15 protein-coding genes and 1 pseudogene are annotated in these 20,359 nt (G+C 49.3%); 14 read left to right on the top strand and 2 right to left on the bottom strand.

Annotation, left to right across the window (positions count from 1 at the left end):
* Positions 1-24: 24 nt before the first annotated feature.
* A complete protein-coding gene (gene obgE, locus A1sIA56_RS04635) occupies positions 25-1,539 on the top strand; it encodes a GTPase ObgE (protein WP_095673772.1) in 1,515 nt (504 codons plus the stop codon).
* A complete protein-coding gene (gene proB / locus A1sIA56_RS04630; protein WP_095673771.1) occupies positions 1,536-2,651 on the top strand; it encodes a glutamate 5-kinase in 1,116 nt (371 codons plus the stop codon). The genes obgE and proB overlap by 4 nt, the downstream gene beginning before the upstream one ends.
* On the opposite strand, the gene A1sIA56_RS04625 is transcribed toward proB, so the two are convergent.
* Positions 2,648-3,793 carry a serine hydrolase domain-containing protein gene (locus A1sIA56_RS04625; RefSeq protein WP_095673770.1) on the bottom strand — a complete coding sequence of 382 codons (1,146 nt, stop codon included), beginning with the start codon at positions 3,791-3,793 and terminating at the stop codon, positions 2,648-2,650. The two genes, proB and A1sIA56_RS04625, sit on opposite strands and share 4 nt — an antisense overlap.
* Positions 3,794-3,826: 33 nt before the next feature.
* On the opposite strand from A1sIA56_RS04625, the gene A1sIA56_RS04620 reads away from it, so the two are divergent.
* The 4 genes from A1sIA56_RS04620 to gatB are packed head-to-tail and all read left to right on the top strand — an operon-like array spanning position 3,827 to position 8,415.
* Positions 3,827-5,095: a glutamate-5-semialdehyde dehydrogenase gene (locus A1sIA56_RS04620; protein WP_095673769.1), complete on the top strand. Its 1,269-nt coding sequence runs from the start codon at positions 3,827-3,829 to the stop codon at positions 5,093-5,095.
* A gap of 25 nt (positions 5,096-5,120) precedes the next feature.
* Entirely contained in the window at positions 5,121-5,420 is a 300-nt protein-coding gene (gene gatC, locus A1sIA56_RS04615; protein WP_095531205.1) for an Asp-tRNA(Asn)/Glu-tRNA(Gln) amidotransferase subunit GatC, read from the top strand.
* Positions 5,417-6,913 carry an Asp-tRNA(Asn)/Glu-tRNA(Gln) amidotransferase subunit GatA gene (gatA, locus tag A1sIA56_RS04610; protein ID WP_095673768.1) on the top strand — a complete coding sequence of 499 codons (1,497 nt, stop codon included), beginning with the start codon at positions 5,417-5,419 and terminating at the stop codon, positions 6,911-6,913. The genes gatC and gatA overlap by 4 nt, the downstream gene beginning before the upstream one ends.
* Positions 6,913-8,415 carry an Asp-tRNA(Asn)/Glu-tRNA(Gln) amidotransferase subunit GatB gene (gene gatB / locus A1sIA56_RS04605; protein ID WP_095673767.1) on the top strand — a complete coding sequence of 501 codons (1,503 nt, stop codon included), beginning with the start codon at positions 6,913-6,915 and terminating at the stop codon, positions 8,413-8,415. The genes gatA and gatB overlap by 1 nt, the downstream gene beginning before the upstream one ends.
* A 58-nt stretch (positions 8,416-8,473) precedes the next feature.
* Here the strand turns inward: gatB and A1sIA56_RS04600 are convergent, their stop codons facing one another.
* Positions 8,474-9,976: an MFS transporter gene (locus A1sIA56_RS04600; RefSeq protein WP_474116970.1), complete on the bottom strand. Its 1,503-nt coding sequence runs from the start codon at positions 9,974-9,976 to the stop codon at positions 8,474-8,476.
* 30 nt (positions 9,977-10,006) lie between these two features.
* Between A1sIA56_RS04600 and ilvD the strand changes: the two genes are divergently transcribed.
* From ilvD to cimA, 8 genes and pseudogenes are all read left to right on the top strand, one after another.
* Entirely contained in the window at positions 10,007-11,680 is a 1,674-nt protein-coding gene (gene ilvD, locus A1sIA56_RS04595) for a dihydroxy-acid dehydratase (protein WP_095673765.1), read from the top strand.
* Positions 11,681-11,884: 204 nt separating this feature from the next.
* Complete coding sequence (locus tag A1sIA56_RS04590) at positions 11,885-13,666, top strand: acetolactate synthase large subunit (protein ID WP_474116972.1); 1,782 nt, start codon at positions 11,885-11,887, stop codon at positions 13,664-13,666.
* Positions 13,666-13,908, top strand: a pseudogene (ilvN, locus tag A1sIA56_RS04585) (acetolactate synthase small subunit); the annotation flags it as partial. The gene A1sIA56_RS04590 and the pseudogene ilvN, both read left to right, overlap by 1 nt.
* Positions 13,909-13,995: 87 nt before the next feature.
* Positions 13,996-15,021, top strand: coding sequence for a ketol-acid reductoisomerase (gene ilvC, locus A1sIA56_RS04580; RefSeq protein WP_223298484.1), 1,026 nt, complete (start codon positions 13,996-13,998; stop codon positions 15,019-15,021).
* Positions 14,987-16,606 carry a phosphoglycerate dehydrogenase gene (gene serA, locus A1sIA56_RS04575; RefSeq protein ID WP_190276988.1) on the top strand — a complete coding sequence of 540 codons (1,620 nt, stop codon included), beginning with the start codon at positions 14,987-14,989 and terminating at the stop codon, positions 16,604-16,606. The genes ilvC and serA overlap by 35 nt, the downstream gene beginning before the upstream one ends.
* Positions 16,606-17,646 (top strand): 3-isopropylmalate dehydrogenase, encoded by a 1,041-nt coding sequence (locus A1sIA56_RS04570; RefSeq protein ID WP_095673761.1) that lies wholly within the window; start codon positions 16,606-16,608, stop codon positions 17,644-17,646. Before serA ends, A1sIA56_RS04570 begins: the two co-directional genes overlap by 1 nt.
* Positions 17,647-18,729, top strand: a complete 1,083-nt coding sequence (locus A1sIA56_RS04565) for a branched-chain amino acid aminotransferase (protein ID WP_095673760.1) — start codon at positions 17,647-17,649, stop codon at positions 18,727-18,729. It abuts the gene before it with no gap.
* Positions 18,729-20,321, top strand: coding sequence for a citramalate synthase (gene cimA, locus A1sIA56_RS04560; RefSeq protein WP_095673759.1), 1,593 nt, complete (start codon positions 18,729-18,731; stop codon positions 20,319-20,321). Before A1sIA56_RS04565 ends, cimA begins: the two co-directional genes overlap by 1 nt.
* The last annotated feature ends 38 nt before the right edge of the window (positions 20,322-20,359 follow it).

The following is a 20,359-nucleotide window of genomic DNA, read 5'->3' as shown; positions in this document are numbered from 1 at the left end:
AACGAAGAAGGGGAGTGAGTAACAATGACATCGTTTATCGATAGCGTCACTCTCTTTGCAACTGCTGGAAAAGGTGGAGATGGTTGCGTCTCTGTAAAGCGCGAAAAATTTAAGCCACTTGGTGGACCCGATGGTGGAAATGGCGGTCGCGGTGGCGATGTCATTCTTGTCGTAGATTCTTCAGTTACTACTCTTCTTGATTTCCACCACTCACCACATCGCAAAGCAACTTCTGGTCACCAGGGTTATGGCGATCGCAAAGATGGCGTTTCAGGTGAAGATCTCATCCTTCCTGTTCCAAATGGAACAGTTATTTATGATGAAGATGGCGAGCAAATTGCAGATCTCATCGGTATCGGAACAACTTTTCTTGCAGCACGTGGTGGACATGGTGGCCTCGGCAACCTTGCACTCTCATCATCAAAGCGTCGCGCACCAGGATTCGCCCTCCTTGGCGAACCAGGAGAAGAACGCAGACTTACTCTTCAACTCAAATCAGTAGCTGATATTGCTCTCGTTGGATTCCCAAGTGCCGGAAAGTCTTCGCTCATTGCAGCAATTTCTGCAGCACGTCCAAAGATTGCTGATTATCCATTTACAACGCTAGTTCCAAACCTTGGCGTAGTTCAAGCAGGAGATACTCGCTTTACTGTGGCCGATGTTCCAGGACTTATTCCAGGAGCATCACAAGGCAAGGGCCTTGGACTTCAATTCCTTCGCCACGTCGAACGTTGCGTTGCGCTCGTTCACGTCCTTGACTGCGGAACTCTTGAAACAGATCGCAACCCAATCGATGATCTTGAAGCAATTGAAAACGAGCTTGCACTCTACGGTGGACTCGAAGATCGCGTTCGTATTGTTGCGCTCAACAAAATCGATTTACCTGACGGTTCAGCAATGGCCGATATGGTTGAAGAACAGCTAAAGGAAAAGGGCTACGAGGTCTACAAGGTTTCAGCTGCAAGCCGCGAAGGTCTGCAAGAACTGCTCTACTCAATGGCTCGCCTTGTTCAGCGCGAACGCGCAGAAGCTGCAAAGGAAGAGCGCACTCGCATTATCTTGCGCCCGGTTGCAGTCGATGATTCAGGTTTTACTGTTCAGAAGAATGGCGACGGATCATTTAGCGTTCGTGGACAGAAGGTTGTTCGCTGGGTTCGTCAGACAAACTTTAAGAACGCTGAAGCAATTGGTTACCTGGCAGATCGTCTGGCACAGCTCGGCGTTGAAAAGGAACTGTTTAAGAAGGGCGCAGTTGCTGGCTCTGAAGTTCGTATCGGTTCTGGCGATAATGAAGTTGTCTTCGAGTGGGAACCAACAATCGAAGCAGGCGCCGAACAACTTGCCGGCTTCTTGCACCGTCGCGGAGAAGATTCACGTCTTGAAGGCGCATGGAACACCGTTGAGACTGAACGCGATCGTCTTTCAGATGAAGAAGTTGCTCGCCAATGGGAATACAACGTTGCCGAACCACATAACCCTGAGATCAAGCTGACTCTCGATGAGATTGAAGAGAGCGAAACAGAAAGCAATGACAAGTGAACCGCGAGGCCATAACTAACGCTAAGCGCGTTGTTATCAAGATTGGCTCCTCATCGCTCACAGGTTCAGCTGGCTCTGAACTCGATCCACATGCAGTTCAAAAGATTGTTGATCTTGCCTTTTCACTCAAGAAGCGCGGCGCCGAAGTAGTCGTTGTTTCCTCAGGTGCCATCGCTGCAGGTCTTTCACCACTTGGACTCAAAGTTCGTCCCAAAGATTTAGCGACACAACAAGCTGCAGCATCTGTCGGCCAAGGTTTACTCATCGCGCAATACAGCGAGAAGTTCAAAGCCCATGGCGTCATCTCTTCACAGGTCTTGCTCACAACTGAAGATGTCGTGCGTCGTTCACATTACGCCAATGCTCAGCAGACTCTCACAAAACTTCTCTCACTCGGCGTAGTTCCAGTTATTAACGAAAACGACACTGTCGGAACTCAAGAGATCCGCTTTGGCGATAACGATCGCCTTGCTGCTCTTGTCGCACTTCTCATTCATGCTGATTTATTAGTTCTGGTCTCAGATATTGATGCGCTCTACGACGCACCTCCAAGCCAAGCAGGTGCGCAACCAATTCGCTATGTGGCAAATATGTCAGATATCGAATCAATCACTCTTGGCGGTGCAGGTTCAGCAGGCGTCGGCAGCGGGGGAATGGTTACCAAAGTTGAAGCTGCACGCATCGCAACAAGTGCGGGAATTCCAATGCTTCTTACTTCACTTCATGAATCTGGCCACGCTGTTGATGGCGAGGAAGTCGGTACTTTCTTCGAAGCGCATACTTCAAAAGCGAATTCACGACTTCTATGGCTGGCTCACGCATCAACTCCGCGTGGGCGTTTGATTCTCGACGATGGCGCAGTCACAGCAATTCTTGAACGCGGAGTCTCACTACTTCCTGCAGGCGTTACTGCAGTCGAAGGTGATTTCATTTCAGGCGATACTGTCGAATTAGCGTCTAAGGCTGGCAAAGTGATTGCGCGAGGCCTTGTTGCATTCGACTCCGAAGAAATCCCTCAGATGCTCGGACGTTCCACCAAAGAACTCGCTGCATCACTTGGCGCTGAATACGAGCGCGAACTCGTGCACCGCGACGACCTCGTTCTTCTTTAGTAGTTCTTCTCCGCAATCTGTTTTAAGACAGAAACAATCTTGGGAGCAATTCCATCCGCCGAAGTTGGAAGATCGCTCAGCTTTACGATGACAGTCTTATTCGCCTTATCTTGGTAGATATATTGGCCGTGAAGTCCCATCATTAAATTGATTCCTGGATATGGATGCCACATTTGTGCGCTGTAGCCCCAGCCGTAATCCAATGTCACTACCGATGTTGAGAGTCGCTTCTTCCACGCAGCACTCGCAATCTGTGGGTCTCCCGACATAAGCGCCTGTCCTACTCGCGCATAATCTCGTGCGGTGGCGTTGAAACAACAGAATGCTTTTTCGTGGCCCTTGAAGACATCCACATTCCAGGTTGCATCGTAATCAGCGCCCATCTTCTGCCAGACGCGACTTGTCATTTCATCTGCAAGCAAGCGTCCGGTTACCTTCTGAATTACAAGACCGAGCATTTGGGTATTCACACTTCGGTATTCAGGGAAAGTTCCTGGCTCCTCACGCATCTTTCGATTCTGCATCAACCACCAATTGAGATCTGTTGATGCATACATCTGTGCAATGGCCACACCCCAGCCCGAAGGCCCGGATGGATAATTATCGGAAACCCCAACTCCTGAATTCATATCGAGCAAGTCTTTGATTGTGACTTTGTCGAAAGAGGTTCCAGCTTTAAACTCGGGAAGAATACTGACAAAGGTATCGCTTTCGCGGATTTTGCCTTCATCAATTAATTGGCCAACAAGAAGCGAAGTCATGGTCTTTGCCACAGAATATGAAGGCAAGATTGTTTCCTGCTTCTTTCCATTGAGATATGACTCGTAAGTGATCTTGCCATCGCGAATAATTAGGAAAGCATTCGTGCTTGTCTTGGCTAGAAATTCATCAAAGGTAATTCTCTTGCCGTCATACTTAACGTTCTGAACAGTTTCAGAGTTGCCCGACTTCCATGGAGCGAATGTTGAGGGAGCTGCAACGATGTAGTGGAAAGGCATTAAATCTGGGGTCTTCGAAGCTGGAGCCAAGCCAAGTTTGATAGCCGCAATCGGTTCGGGATATCGAATCGCCTTGGTCAGACCAAAGAGGGCGAGATAGATAACGAGTAGAGCGATGATTACCCTGCGGATTAATTTCAGCACAGCAAAATCGTAACTCCCGATAGGCTTATTCCCATGGACGCAGTGCAGATTGTCGGAGAGTTAGCGCTCAACGCTCGCAAAGCTTCGCGCTCACTTTCTACTGCAACGGGTGCTGAACGCAAGGCAGCACTCGAGGCTATTGCGCAGGCAATTGAATCTCGCAGCGCTGAAATTCTTGCTGCCAATGAAATTGATATGAATAACGCTCGCGCAGAAGAAATGCACCCACAGATGCAAGATCGCTTACTACTTACTGCCGATCGCATTAAAGGAATTGCTGGGGGAGCGCGCCAAGTAGCGGCTCTTGCCGATCCACTTGGTCAAACACTTCGTAAATCAACTCTTCCTAATGGCCTAGAGCTTGAACAAATCTCAGTCCCATTCGGAGTTATCGGAATGGTCTATGAAGCACGTCCAAATGTGACCGTAGATGCTGCTGTCATTCTCCTGATGTCTGGAAATGCTGCCCTGTTGCGTGGCTCGTCAACGGCACGAAATAGCAATGAGATTCTTGTAAACGTCATGCGTGATGCGCTTTCACAGACCAAGATTTCACCTGATGTATTGCAATTGATTCCATCCGAAGATCGCGCAACTACAAAGGCTTTGCTCACAGCCCGTGGCAAGGTAGACCTTGTCATCCCACGAGGAAGCGCAGCGCTCATTCGGATGGTGGTTGATGAAGCAACTGTGCCAACAATCGAAACTGGCGCTGGTGTCTGCCATGTCTATGTAGACGAATTTGCCGATATTGAAAAGGCGTTACCTATTCTTATTAATTCCAAAACGCATCGTCCAAGCGTCTGTAATGCAGCTGAAACTTTGTTGGTTCACAAAGCAATTGCGCCAACTTTTTTGCCTATGGCACTCAAGGCACTCAGCGATGCGGGCGTTATCTTGCACTCAGATGCCACAGCGCAGAAAGTCGCGGATACATTCAAGATTGCATCAACGATTGCCACTGAAGAGAACTGGTCTACCGAATACGGAGTCCTCGAGATGAATGTGGCTGTTGTCGATTCCGTTGATGCTGCTGCAGATCACATCGCCCAATACGGCACCAACCACACCGAAGCGATTGTTACCGAAAATAAGGACAACGCTGCACGTTTCATCGCGCTCTCAGATTGCGCCGCTGTAATGGTCAATACATCTACTCGTTTCACCGATGGAGAGCAGATGGGCTTTGGCGCTGAGATCGGAATTTCTAATCAGAAGTTGCATGCACGAGGACCTATGGGCCTTGAGGCGATGACAACAACCACATGGATTGTTACAGGCGACGGGCAGATTCGCTCTTAAAGAGCTCTTTTTATAGACTGCGACCATGAGCAGCCTCTCCCGCGATGATGTCGCAAAGCTTGCAGGCCTAGCCCGCATCGAGATGACCGAATCAGAACTAGTCGAACTCTCTTCACAATTTGGAATGATTCTCGACGCTGTAGCTCGCGTTCAAGAGATGGATCTATCTGGCGTGAAGGCGACTTCGCACCCACAGCCTCTCGAAAACATTGCACGTCCCGACGTAGTTCTTCCAAGTCTTTCTCCTGAAGATGCACTCTCTGGTGCACCGGCGCAGGAAGAATCACGTTTCCGCGTTCCACAGATTTTGGGTGAAGCAGAATGATCAATCAGACTGCTGCTCAAATGGCTGGCGCCCTTGCGAAGGGCGAGACAACTTCGGTTGAACTCACACAAGCACACCTTGATCGCATTGCCGCAGTTGATGGCCAAGTAAAAGCTTTCTTGCATGTCGACTCTGAAGGAGCACTTGCTCAAGCAAAAGATGTCGATGCGCGTCGCGCCAAGGGAGAAAAACTTTCTCCAATCGCAGGCGTTCCACTTGCTCTTAAAGATGTGCTTGCACAGAAGGGCGTTCCAACAACTGCAGGTTCAAAGATTCTGCAGGGATGGCGTCCACCGTATGACTCAACAGTTGTCAGCAAACTTAAAGATGCTGGCGTTGTCATCATGGGTAAGACAAATATGGATGAATTCGCCATGGGTTCATCGACTGAGAATTCAGGGTACGGCCCAACATTTAACCCGTGGGATCTAAGCCGCACACCAGGTGGATCATCAGGTGGATCAGCTGCAGCTGTTTCTGCATTTGAAGCACCTCTCGCAGTTGGTTCAGATACTGGTGGATCTATCCGCCAACCTGCAGCGCTGACAGGAATTGTTGGAGTTCGTCCGACGTATGGCGCTGTTTCACGTTTTGGTTTGATTGCATACTCATCAAGCCTTGATCAAGCAGGTCCTTTCGGCCGCACAGTTTTGGATACAGCACTTCTTCACGAAGTTATGGCTGGACATGATGCAAAGGATGCAACAAGCATCAACGCTCCTGTTCCTGCAGTTGTAAACGCTGCAAAGAGCGGTGATGTAAAGGGAATGAAGATTGGCGTTATCAAGCAGTTGCAAGGCGAGGGATATCAAAAGGGCGTGCAGACACGCTTTGATGAATCACTGCAGGTTCTTGCATCCCTTGGCGCAGAAATCGTCGAAGTAGATTGCCCAAGCTTTGAATATGCACTTGCTGCTTATTACTTAATCGCACCATCAGAATGTTCTTCTAACCTCGCACGCTTTGATGCGATGCGTTACGGCCTTCGTACCGGCGATGTCGATGGCGCTTCTGCTGAAGCAGTTATGAGCGCTACTCGCGATGCTGGTTTCGGCCGCGAAGTAAAGCGCCGCATCATCCTTGGTACATACGCTCTCTCTTCAGGTTATTACGATGCTTACTACGGAAGCGCGCAGAAGATTCGTACCTTGATTATTCAAGATTACGCAAAGGCTTTTGCTCAGGCAGATGTTCTGGTCTCACCAACTGCGCCAACTACCGCATACAGGATCGGCGAAAAGGTCGATGACCCAATGGCTATGTACTTAGGCGATGTTGCAACAATTCCTGTAAACCTTGCCGGTATCTGCGGAATGTCACTTCCTGCAGGTCTTGCCGATGAAGATAACTTGCCAGTTGGTTTCCAGATTATGGCTCCAGCCATGCAAGATCAGCGTTTGTACCAAGCAGGCGCAGCACTTGAAGCAGCGCTTCTTTCAAAGTGGGGCGCACCAATTCTTTCCAAGGCACCAGAGTTGAAGGGAGCGAAGTAATGGCTCTTCCAACATATGACGAGGTAATTGCTAAGTGGGATCCCGTATTAGGTCTTGAAGTACACGTCGAACTCAATACCAACAGCAAGATGTTCTGTTCTTGCGCCACGGAATTCGGTGGAGCTCCTAACACTCAGACATGTCCTGTCTGCTTGGCTCTTCCTGGTGCACTTCCTGTCGTTAACGAGAAGGCGATTGAATCCACGATCCTCATCGGCCTTGCGCTTAACTGCAAGATTGCTCCTTACAGCCGCTTTGCTCGCAAGAATTACTTCTATCCAGATATGCCAAAGAACTTCCAGATCTCACAGTACGACGAACCAATCTGCTTTGATGGTTATGTCGATGTTGAGATCGATACAGAAGAAGGTCCAAAGCAGTTCCGTATTGAAATCGAACGCGTACACATGGAAGAAGACACCGGAAAGTCACTTCACGTTGGTGGAGCAACTGGTCGAATCCATGGCGCCGATTACTCACTGCTCGATTACAACCGCGCGGGTATTCCTCTGGTTGAAATCGTTACCAAAATTGTTCCTGGCACAGGCAAGTACGCCCCAGAAGTTGCAAAGGCATATGTTGCAGAACTGCGCGACATTTTGCGCGGCCTCAAGGTATCCGATGTGAAGATGGAACAAGGCTCACTTCGCTGCGATGCCAACGTGTCTTTGAAGCCGATCGGCTCTGATGTATTGGGTACACGTTCTGAAACAAAGAACGTTAACTCTCTTCGATCTGTTGAGCGCGCAATCCGCGGTGAAATGATTCGCCATGCAGAGCTTCTCAATGAAGGCAAGAAAGTTAAGCAAGAGACTCGTCACTTCCAAGAAGATACTGGGCTCACTCGTTCAGGTCGCTCAAAGGAGCAGGCTGAGGATTACCGCTACTTCCCAGATCCAGATTTGGTTCCAGTAACACCTGCGGCAATTTGGATTGAAGAGCTTCGTGCAACGCTTCCCGAGCGTCCATCACTTCGTCGTAAACGCATCAAGGAAGAGTGGAACGTTCCTGATAAGGAGATGGAAGCGATGATTAACGCTGACGTTCTCGATATTGTTGAAGCAACTGTTCTCTTGGGCGCAGATCCAACCAAGGCGCGCACCTGGTGGCTTGGTGAAATTTCACGTATTGCTAATGATCAGAACGTTGCAATCGCAGACCTTGCAATCACGCCTGCTGATGTTGCAGAACTTGTAGCTCTCGTTGCTAACGGTGACCTCACTGACAAACTTGCTCGCCAAGTTGTCGAAGGTGTAATTGCTGGCGAAGGAAAGCCTTCAGAAGTTGTCGCAAAGCGCGGAATCAAAGTTGTTAATGACGATGGCGCGCTCATGGCTGCCATTGAAAAGGTCTGTACTGAACAAGCAGATACGGCCGAGAAAGTACGTGGGGGACACCTTCCTGCAGCTGGCGCGTTGATCGGCGCAGTAATGAAGGAGACCAAGGGTCAAGCAGATGCTGCCAAGGTACGCGAGCTTCTCTTAAAGTTCCTCGGTCAATAAACACTTAAATGAAAAAGCCCGCCGAAGTAATCTTCGGCGGGCTTTTTCGTATTAATTATTAGTGCAAGCCAGCGCCTTCTGTCTCAACGAGTGATTCTTTACCAATGTTGATAAAGAAGAAGAGCACTACAGCGCCTGCAAAGAGAAGCGCTGCGCTGAACTTAAATGCCACTGTGAATCCGTGAGTCATCGCAAATGGCATTACTGCCTTTCCGAGCTCGGTATTCGCTGCTGCGTAAGTAGTAGTTGCTGTTGCAGCCACAGTATTAAGGAGCGCAGTTCCGAGTGATCCACCGATCTGCTGTGATGTATTGAGCATCGCACTTGCCACACCAGTGTCGTGATTAGAGACGCCGTGCAGTGAAGTTGAAGTCAATGGAATAAAGACAAGTGCCATACCGCTCGACATGATCAAGAGTGATGGGACAACATGTGTGAAGTACGCAGTTTCTGGCGTGATGCGAGTAAGAAGCAAGAGACCGATGCCAGCGAAGATAAGACCAGGAACCATCAGCGGCTTAGGTCCAACCTTTGGTAGCAACTGCGATGCAATTCCAGCGAAGACGATGATTCCTGCTGTGAATGGCAAGAATGCAAAGCCAGATTTCAACGGGCTAAATCCAAGGATGACCTGAAGGTAGAGACCGAGGAAGAGGAACATAGAGAAGAGGCCTGCACCCACAACGAGTGAGCCAAGGTATGAACCGCCACGGTTGCGCTCTGTGATGACGCGAAGAGGCATGAGTGGGTTTGTAACCTTCTTCTCAATTGCCACAAAGACAATGAGAAGAACTACAGCGATAGCAAGGAATGCGATGGTTGGTGTTGATGACCAACCCTTTGTTGCCGCTTCATTGAATCCGTATGTGAGCGAGAAGAGACCAGCTGTTGCTGTGATTACACCAGGGATGTCATAGGTGTTATCTCCAGATGCCTTTGATTCGTGAACAAACTTAATTGCAAGGATTGCAGCCAGGATTGCGATTGGAGTATTTACTCCGAGGCACCAGCGCCATGATGCGTACTGAGTCAAAGTTCCACCGAGGATGAGACCAATTGCAGCTCCACCACCTGAGATTGCTCCGATAACGCCAAATGCCTTAGCGCGCTCTGAAGGAACGCTAAATGTCACTGAGATGATTGCAAGAGCTGCTGGTGCAAGTAGTGCAGCAAAGACACCTTGTAATGCACGGGATGCGAAGAGAAGACCTTGAGTCGAAGCGATTCCGCCAAGAGCCGAAGCTGCAGCAAAACCAATAAGGCCAACTAGGAAAATCTTCTTGCGGCCCATGTAATCGCCGATACGGCCACCGAGAAGAAGGAGTGAACCAAATGCCAAGGTGTAGGCGGTAATGACCCACTGCTGATTCGCATCTGAGATTCCGAGGTCAATCTTGGCGCTTGGAATCGCGATATTCATGATCGAGCTATCGAGCACAATCATCAACTGCGAAATGGCCACAACAAAAAGTGTGCGCCAACGAGTTGGGTCGAGCGTCTGGTCTTGGACTGTCTTTGACACAGGTGTATCTCCTAAATGGTTGTTTTTTGGGCTTCTCATAAATTGCTTATGTAAGGATAGAATTCTCTCATGTCGAAGATGAAACCACGTTCTGGACTCGTAACCGATGGATTAGAGCGCGCACCAGCACGCGGAATGCTTCGCGCAGTAGGTATGGGCGATGAAGATTGGGTTAAACCACAGATCGGTATTGCATCTTCATGGAATGAAATCACACCATGCAACCTCTCTCTTGATCGTCTCGCTAAGGCATCAAAGAAGGGCGTACTCGACGCTGGTGGTTTTCCAATGCAATTCGGAACCATCTCTGTCTCTGATGGAATTTCAATGGGCCACGAGGGTATGCACTTCTCGCTCGTTTCACGCGAAGTAATTGCAGACTCTGTCGAAACCGTAATGCAGGCAGAACGCCTCGATGGCATGGTCACATTTGCTGGTTGCGATAAATCACTTCCAGGAATGATGATGGCTGCAGCTCGTATCGATGTTGCCTCAGTATTTGTCTATGCAGGTTCAACTCTTCCTGGCCAAGTTGATGGCAAAGATGTCACCATCATCGATGCATTTGAAGCAGTCGGTGCATGTGCTCGCGGATTGATTACAAAAGATCGCGTTGATCAGATTGAAAAAGCTATCTGCCCAGGCGAGGGCGCATGTGGCGGTATGTACACCGCTAACACCATGGCAAGTATCGCTGAAGCAATCGGACTTTCTCTTCCAGGATCTGCCGCCCCTCCTGCTGTTGATCGTCGTCGCGATGCTTATGCTGAACAAGCAGGAGCGGCTGTTGTTAATCTCATTGCTAAGGGAATTACTACCCGCGATATCTTGACCAAGAAGGCATTTGAAAATGCCATCACAATCTTGATGGCACTCGGTGGTTCAACCAACGCAGTTCTGCACTTGCTTGCAATTGCACATGAAGCAGAGGTAGATCTGACTCTCGAAGATTTCCATCGCATTGGCTCAAAGGTCCCACTACTGGGCGACCTCAAGCCTTTTGGAAAATATGTCATGACAGATGTCGATCGCGTCGGTGGAATTCCTGTAGTTCTTCGCATTCTTCTCGATGCTGGTTACCTACATGGCGATTGCCTCACAGTTACCGGCAAGACAATGGCTGAAAACTTGGCTGACATTAATCCTCCACTTGCTGATGGAAGCGTTCTCTTCCCAGTTGATAAACCGATGTCGACAGATATTGGAATCACAATTCTTGGTGGAACACTTGCTACAGAAGGTGCGGTCTGTAAGACAGCCGGAATCGGAATCGAATCATTTGAAGGTCCAGCACGAGTCTTCGAACGCGAACAAGCAGCGATGGAAGCCCTCGAGAACGGAACCATCCAAGCTGGAGATGTTGTTGTTATTCGCTACGAAGGTCCGAAGGGTGGACCAGGTATGCGCGAGATGTTGATGATCACTGGCGCAATCAAGGGCGCAGGTCTTGGAAAGACAACTCTTCTTCTTACCGATGGTCGCTTCTCTGGTGGTTCAACAGGTCTCTGTGTTGGTCACGTTGCACCTGAAGCTGTTGATGGAGGACCGATTGCATTCGTCAAGGATGGCGATCGCGTACGCATCGATATCCCAAATCGCACATTGGATCTCTTGGTAGACCCAGCAGAACTCGAAGCCCGCAAGGTTGGCTGGAAGCCGCTGCCTCACAAGTACTCCCGTGGCGTTCTCAATAAGTATTCAAAGCTCGTCGGCTCAGCATCTAAGGGCGCTGTCTGCGACTAGTAGTTTCACTTATTGAGACGTTCATCTCATCTCTTGACGCATAGCCCTGCCCCGTTGGAGAATAAGGGCATGACTTCAACACGCGCTTCAGTAGTTTCAGTGGTGGTGATTCGATAGCGCGTGCCTCCAAGTCACGCGCGCCCTCAGATATCTGAGGGTTTTTTCATTTAAGAAAGTATTAACAGCAAGGTCGGCAGATACGAGATAGAAAGGAGCAAGAAGATGGCGAAACACGTTCCAACAGCGAACGGCACAGAAATGACAGGAGCTACTTCATTGGTGAAAAGCCTTGAAGCAGCCGGCGTAGATGTGATGTTTGGACTTCCAGGTGGCGCAATTCTTCCTGCTTACGATCCAATCTTTGATTCAACAATCCGCCACATCTTGGTTCGCCACGAACAAGGCGCAGGGCACGCTGCAACTGGCTATGCGCAAGTAACTGGTCGCGCAGGAGTTTGTATTGCAACTTCAGGCCCAGGTGCCACCAACCTTGTTACACCTCTTATGGATGCAGCGATGGACTCGGTTCCACTCGTTGCAATCACAGGTCAGGTTCCATCTGCTGCAATCGGAACGGATGCATTCCAAGAAGCAGATATTCGAGGAATCACAATGCCATTTACTAAGCACAATTACTTGGTAACTGATCCGGCTGAAATCCCTGGCGTTATCGCTGAAGCTTTCCACATTGCAACAACTGGCCGACCTGGCCCAGTTCTTGTTGACGTTGCAAAAGATGCACTACAGAGGATGACCAAATACAACTGGCCAACTTCTATCAAGCTTGCTGGATATAACCCAAAGACAACTCCTGATACTCAGGCAATCTCTGATGCTGCAGCTCTTATCGCACAATCATCAAAGCCTGTCTTCTATGTTGGTGGGGGAGTCATTAAGGCCAATGCCTCTGCAGAACTTCGCCAGCTCGTCGAACTTCTCGGCGCGCCAGTTGTTACAACTCTTATGGCACGTGGCGCTTTCCCTGATTCACATCCATTGCATATGGGCATGCCAGGAATGCACGGAACAGTTGCTGCTGTAACTGCGCTACAAAAGGCTGATTTATTAATCACTTTGGGTGCTCGTTTCGACGATCGCGTAACTGGAAAGCTTTCAACATTTGCACCTAATGCAAAGGTTCTCCACGCTGATATCGACCCTGCTGAAATCGGTAAGAACCGCTTTGCAGATGTTGCTGTTGTCGGCGATGTAAAGGAAACGATCTCTGCACTTATTCCTGCACTCAAGGCAGCTCTTGCAAAGAACCAACCTGATCTCACAACATGGTTGCGTCAGATGAATTCATTGAAATCTACATACCCATTGGGTTATGACCTACCTGATGATGGCTCTCTCTCACCGCAGCACGTTATCGAGCGCATCGGAAAGATTTCCGGAACTGACACCATCTTTACTTCAGGCGTTGGTCAACACCAGATGTGGGCTTCACAATTTATTTCATACGAACACCCACGTACATGGCTCAACTCAGGTGGAGCCGGAACTATGGGTTACGGCGTACCTGCAGCGATGGGTGCAAAAGTTGGCGCACCTGACACAACTGTGTGGGCTATCGATGGCGATGGTTGCTTCCAGATGACTAACCAAGAGCTAGTTACTTGTGCGCTCAACAATATTCCTATCAAGGTTGCAATCATCAATAACGAATCACTCGGAATGGTTCGCCAATGGCAGACACTCTTCTACGAAGGTCGTTACTCAAATACTTCACTCGAATCAAAGCGCGTTCCAAACTTCCCAATGCTTGCAGAATCTATGGGCTGCGTTGGTCTTTCATGCGATCGCCCAGAAGATTTGGATAAGACAATCGAAAAAGCGATGTCTATCAACGACCAACCAGTTGTTGTTGATTTCCGCGTTCATCGCGATGCCATGGTGTGGCCAATGGTCGCTGCCGGAACATCAAATGACGAGATCATGATCGCCCGCGCTACAGCGCCTGACTGGGATTCACAGGAGCTCTAATGACTACTAATCGCCGTCAACACACTCTTGAAGTTCTCGTTGAAAACGAACCAGGCGTTCTAGCCCGCGTTGCAGGCCTCTTTTCGCGCCGCGCATTCAACATCGAAACTCTCAATGTTGGACCCACTGAAGATTCATCAATCTCAAAGATGATTATTGGAGTAGCTGTAGAAGGCCACTCTCTCGAGCAAGTAATTGCTCAGCTCGACAAGCTCGTCAGCGTTATCTCTATTAAGGATGTAACTGCTAAGGCAAAAGAAGTTCACGACACACAACCTGACTATCAAAACTAAGTAAGAAACTACAAAAGGAGAAATACCGTGGCAACGATGTATCACGAAGAGGATGCAGATCTATCAATCATCCAGGGTCGCAAGGTCGCGATCATCGGTTACGGCTCACAAGGCCATGCACATGCACTGAACCTCCGCGACTCAGGTGTTGATGTTCGCGTTGGTCTTAAGGAAGGTTCACCTTCACGTGCAAAGGCAGAGGCAGAAGGTCTCCGCGTTACTTCAGTAGCGGATGCAGTCAAGGAAGCTAACGTCATCATGATCTTGGCTCCAGATCACTTGCAGCGCCACATCTACACAGAATCAATCTTGCCTAACCTTGAAAAGGGCGATGCTCTCTTCTTCGGTCACGGTTTCAATATCCGTTTCGGTTACATCAAGCCATCTGCTGATGTCGATGTATGTATGGTCGCGCCAAAGGGTCCAGGACACTTGGTTCGTCGCGAGTACGCAGCAGGTCGTGGAGTTCCAGTAATCGTTGCAGTAGAACAAGATGCAACAAATAACGCGTGGCCATTGACTCTTTCATATGCAAAGGCAATCGGCGGACTTCGCGCAGGCGGAATCCTCACAACATTTACAGAAGAGACAGAAACAGACTTGTTCGGTGAGCAGTCAGTTCTCTGTGGTGGAGCATCACAGTTGGTTATGTACGGCTTCGAAACTTTGGTTGAAGCTGGTTACCAGCCAGAAGTTGCTTACTTCGAGTGCTTGCACGAACTTAAGTTAATCGTTGACCTCATGTACGAAGGTGGAATCGCAAAGCAGCGCTGGTCAGTATCTGACACTGCTGAATTCGGTGACTACGTATCAGGTCCACGTGTTATCGACCCACACGTGAAGGAGAATATGAAGGCAGTTCTCGCCGATATTCAATCTGGTGCATTTGCAAAGCGCTTCGTCGACGATCTCGAGAGCGGTGCAAAGGAATTCTCAGCACTTCGCGCAAAGGGTGAATCACACCCAATCGAGACCGTTGGTCGCGAACTCCGCAAGATGTTTAGCTGGATGAAGAACACCAACAAGGATGATTACAAAGAAGGAAGTGCAGCGCGTGGCTAAACCCGTCGTTCTGATTGCTGAAGAACTCAGCGCTGCAACGCTCGATGCTCTAGGTCCTGACTTTGAAGTTCGTAACTGCGATGGTGCAAACCGTCCAGAACTTCTAGCTGCCCTCGGTGCAGGCGTTGACGCTGTTCTGATTCGTTCTGCAACCAAGATGGATGCGGAAGCGATTGCTGCAGCAAAGGGCCTTAAGGTCATTGCTCGCGCAGGTGTTGGTCTCGACAACGTTGATATTCCAGCTGCAACTGCAGCAGGCGTCATGGTTGTTAACGCACCAACATCAAATATCGTTTCTGCTGCAGAACTAGCAATCTCTTTGCTTCTTGCTTCAGCACGTTTTATCTCACCAGCACACGCTGCACTTAAGAACGGAAAGTGGGCGCGCTCTAAGTACACAGGCGCTGAACTCTTTGAGAAGACTCTTGGTGTAGTTGGTTTTGGTCGTATTGGTCAGTTGGTTGCTCATCGCATGCAGGCATTCGGAATGAACGTCGTTGCATACGATCCCTACCTACAGCCAGCGAAGGCTGCGCAACTTGGCGTCGAACTCGTTGAGCTCGATGAACTCTTGAAGCGCTCTGACTTCATCACCATTCACCTTCCAAAGACTAAAGAGACTGCAAACCTCATTGGCGTCGAGGCGCTCAAGAAGGTTAAGAAGGAAGTTCGCATCATCAATGCCGCACGCGGTGGAGTACTTGATGAAGCAGCTCTCTACGATGCAATCGTCGAAGGTCGCGTTGCAGGCGCTGGACTTGATGTTTATGTCACCGAACCATGCACGGATTCACCTTTGTTCCAGCTTGATCAAGTTGTTGCTACGCCTCACCTTGGCGCTTCAACTGATGAAGCACAGGAGCGCGCAGGTATTGCAGTTGCTGTTTCAGTTCGCAAGGCACTTGCAGGCGAATTGGTACCAGATGCGGTCAACGTTAAGGGTGGAGCAATCCACGATGAGATCCGTCCATCACTTCCACTTGTTGAGAAGATGGCACAGATTGCCGCTGCAATCGCTGGCGAGACTCCTGTCTCAATGGAGATCACAGTCAAGGGCGATATCTCTGGACATGATTCATCAGTTCTAGCAATCAGCGCGCTTAAGGGCGCACTCGTCGCTGCAGGAATCGAATCTGTTAGTTACGTCAACGCACCTGGTCTTGCATCAGAGCGCGGACTTACATCAACAGTTACAACAACACCTGATAGCCCTGAATACCGCAGCATGATTTCATTGCATGCAGCGCTTTCAAATGGAAAGTCAGTCAAGGTTGATGGAACTTTAATGGGCATCCGTAAGGTTGAAAAGATTATTGCGATCGATAACTTTGATCTCGATCTTCCACCAACAGATAACCTCTTGTTCTTGCGTTATGCAGATAAGCCAGGTGTTGTAGGTGCAGTCGGAAACGCATTAGGAACCGCAAAGATCAACATTGCAGGAATGCAGGTTGCTCGTGAATCAGCAGGCGGAAGCGCTCTCATGGCACTTACCGTTGATTCAGCTGTCACTGATGCAGTGACTGAAGCGCTTAAGAAGGAAATCGGTGCAGATCTCGTTCGTTCAGTGACTTTGGTGAACTAATGTCACGAACAATCAATCTTGCAGTTATTCCTGGCGACGGTATTGGTACCGAAGTTGTAGGCGAAGGTCTTAAGGTTCTTGATGTTGTTGCCGCTAAGTACGGCGTGACATTCAATAAGACTCACTACGACCTAGGTGCTGGCTACTGGCACCGCACAGGTGAAGTTCTTCCTGATTCAGTTCTTGCAGAGCTCGCCAAGTCAGATGTCATCTTGCTCGGCGCAGTGGGGGACCCAACAGTTCCTAGCGGTGTTCTCGAGCGTGGGTTACTTCTTAAGCTGCGCTTCGCCTTTGATCACTACATCAATCTTCGCCCAGCGAAGTTGATGCCTGGTGTGACAGGGCCACTTGCTACAAAGGCGCCTATCGATTTCGTCGTAGTTCGCGAAGGAACTGAAGGCCCATACGTTGGCGCAGGCGGAGTTCTTGCCGAAGGCACCGACGCTGAAATTGCAACGGAAGAATCACTCAACACTCGTCGTGGTGCTGAGCGCGTAATCCGTGATGCATTTGTTCGCGCATCAGCTCGCGATCGCAAGAAGCTCACACTCGTACATAAGAACAACGTTCTTACTCGTGCAGGTGGACTATGGACTCGTACCTTTAACGAAGTCGCTAAGGAGTACCCAGGCATCACTACTGATTACTTGCACGTCGATGCAGCTTCAATGTTCTTCGTAACTAACCCAGAGCGTTTTGATGTCGTTGTCACAGATAACCTTTTCGGAGATATCTTGACTGATATTGCAGCAGCTATCTGTGGTGGTATCGGACTTGCAGCTTCAGGCAATATCAATCCAACAGGTAAATTCCCATCTATGTTCGAACCTGTACACGGCTCAGCTCCAGATATCGCTGGAAAGAACTTGGCTGACCCAACTGCGACTGTAATGTCTGTTGCGATGATGTTGGATCACCTTGGGCTAGCTGATGCAGCACGCGATGTAGAAAAGGCAGTTGCTACTGACCTACTCTCACGCGGTGATTCAAAGCGTGGCACAACCGAAATCGGTTCAGCGTTAGCAGAATTGGTGAAGTAAATGAAGATCACTCTCAATCCACATGCAGTTCCAACAGCAGAGCGCGAAGAAAAGGTCGCTAACTGTGGTTTTGGAAAGTATTACACCGATCATATGGTCGTCTGCGAGTGGACTGAAGCTGGTGGTTGGGAAGAGCCAGAGTTAAAGCCTTACGGCCCAATCACTTTGGATCCTGCAACTGCTGTTTTTCATTATGGGCAAGAAATCTTCGAAGGAATGAAGGCATACCGCCAACCTGATGGCGGTATTGCACTCTTCCGTCCCGAAGCAAATGCTCGACGCTTTGCACGTTCTGCGCAGCGCTTGGCACTTCCTGAAATGCCAGAAGAGTTATTCCTCGAAACTGTTCATGCACTTGTTAAGCAAGATGCAGGTTGGACTCCAGGAAAAGTTGGCGAAGCGCTCTACATTCGCCCCTTCATGATTGCTACCGAAGTTGGTCTTGGAGTTCGCCCTACAAATAAGGCGACCTACCTTCTAATCGCAACTCCAGCTGGCGCTTACTTTGATCCATCAAAGGCTGTCTCTGTCTGGATTTCTACTGAGTATGTCCGTGCAGCACAAGGCGGAACAGGTGAAGCAAAGTGCGGTGGAAACTACGCAGCTTCACTCGTTGCACAGAAGGCTGCAGCTAAAGAAGGCTGCGATCAAGTTGTTTGGATTGATGCAAAAGAACGTAAGTGGATTGAAGAGATGGGCGGCATGAACCTTTACTTCGTAAAGGGCAAGGGCGCTGATGCAACTGTCATCACTCCAAAGCTAACCGGAACTCTTCTTCCCGGAATTACTCGCGACTCAATCCTGTCTGTGGCTAAAGATCTTGGCTACAAGACCGAAGAAGTCATGCTCTCTATCGATGATTGGCGCGAAGGCGTTACATCTGGAGATATCTCTGAAATCTTTGCATGCGGTACTGCCGCAGTTGTCTCTCCAGTAGGACAAGCAAAATCTGCAATGGGTACTTGGGTAACAGGAGATGGACAACCTGGTCCAATCACAATGCAGATTCGTAACCACCTGCTCGCTATTCAACATGGAACAACAGAAGATAAGCACGGCTGGGTTCAGAAGGTCGCGCTCTAATGTCATTTGATAAAGAGGCAATCCATATCTATGACACCACTCTTCGCGATGGTGCACAGCAAGAAGGTCTAAATCTCTCTGTCCATGACAAGCTCACGATTGCGCGCCACCTTGATGATCTAGGTGTTGGCTTTATCGAAGGCGGATGGCCTGGTGCTAATCCAAAGGACACAGAATTCTTTGCACTCGCAAAGAAAGAGCTCAAACTTAAGAATGCAACATTCGTAGCTTTCGGTGCGACCCGTCGCCCAAACGTAAAGGCGGCCGACGATGTTCTTCTTGGCGCACTCCGTGATTCAGGAGCACCTGCAGTAACTCTCGTTGCAAAGTCATATGACCGCCACGTTGATCTAGCTCTCAAGACAACTCTCGATGAGAACCTGGCAATGATCCGCGACTCAGTAAAGCACCTTCGCGATGAAGGACAACGCGTATTTCTTGATGCTGAACACTTCTTCGATGGCTACCGCGCTAATCGCGCATACGCTCTTGAAGTTATCCGCGTAGCGATGGAAGCAGGAGCCGATGTTGCAGCTTTATGCGATACCAACGGTGGAATGCTTCCTGATGAAATCGCAGATGTTGTTCACGATGTACTGGGCGCAACTTCAGCCCGTCTTGGAATTCACTGCCACAACGACACCGGTTGCGCAGTCGCAAACTCAATGGCTGCAGTAGCTGCAGGGGCAACACACATCCAAGGAACTCTCAATGGTTATGGCGAACGTACAGGCAACGCCGATTTAGTTACGATCATTGCAAATCTTGAACTTAAGAAGAAGAAGGAAGTACTTCCTCAGAACGCACTCCGTGAATCCTTCCGCATCTCACACGCCGTTGCTGAAGTCACCAATATTTCTCCATCACCACGTCAGCCATATACAGGTGTATCGGCATTTGCTCACAAGGCAGGTCTTCACGCATCTGCAATCAAGGTAGATCCATCGCTTTATCAGCATGAAGATCCAGCATCTGTCGGAAACGATATGCGCATGCTCGTTTCAGATATGGCTGGGCGTGCTTCTATCGAACTTAAGTCAATGGAACTCGGCGTTGATCTTGGTGGAGACCGCGAACTCATTGGTCGAGTTGTCGATCGCGTAAAAGAGATGGAATCACGCGGCTTTACCTTTGAAGCAGCCGATGCTTCCTTCGAACTTCTTCTTCGCGAAGAAGCAACTGGAAAGCGTCCATCGTTCTTCACTATTGATCACTGGCTCACCACAACCGAACGCGATGAAAAGAACTCAATCATCACTAAAGCAGAAGTAACAGTTACTGCTCAAGGCAAAGAAATCACATGCTCAGGTGCAGGAAACGGCCCTGTCAACGCATTCGATAATGCACTTCGTGATGGACTCAATCAGCTTTACCCAGAATTGGCTTCACTCGAACTCACCGATTACAAGGTTCGCATCCTCGAAGGTCGTCTGGGCACTGGCGCAGTAACCCGTGTGCTTGTTGAAACCTCTGATGGCAAAGGCGAGTGGAATACCGTCGGAGTTCACGAAAACGTCATCGCAGCCTCAGCCATGGCTCTCGAAGATGCGCTGACATTTGGCCTATTAAGACAGGGTCGCAAACCCGAATAAGTTCGGCTCACTTTTTGCTCTCAACTGCTATATCTTGT

This window comes from Candidatus Planktophila sulfonica, assembly GCF_002288065.1.
GTDB classification, from domain to species: Bacteria; Actinomycetota; Actinomycetes; order Nanopelagicales; family Nanopelagicaceae; genus Planktophila; species Planktophila sulfonica.
This window is presented reverse-complemented; position numbering and strand designations above follow the sequence as displayed.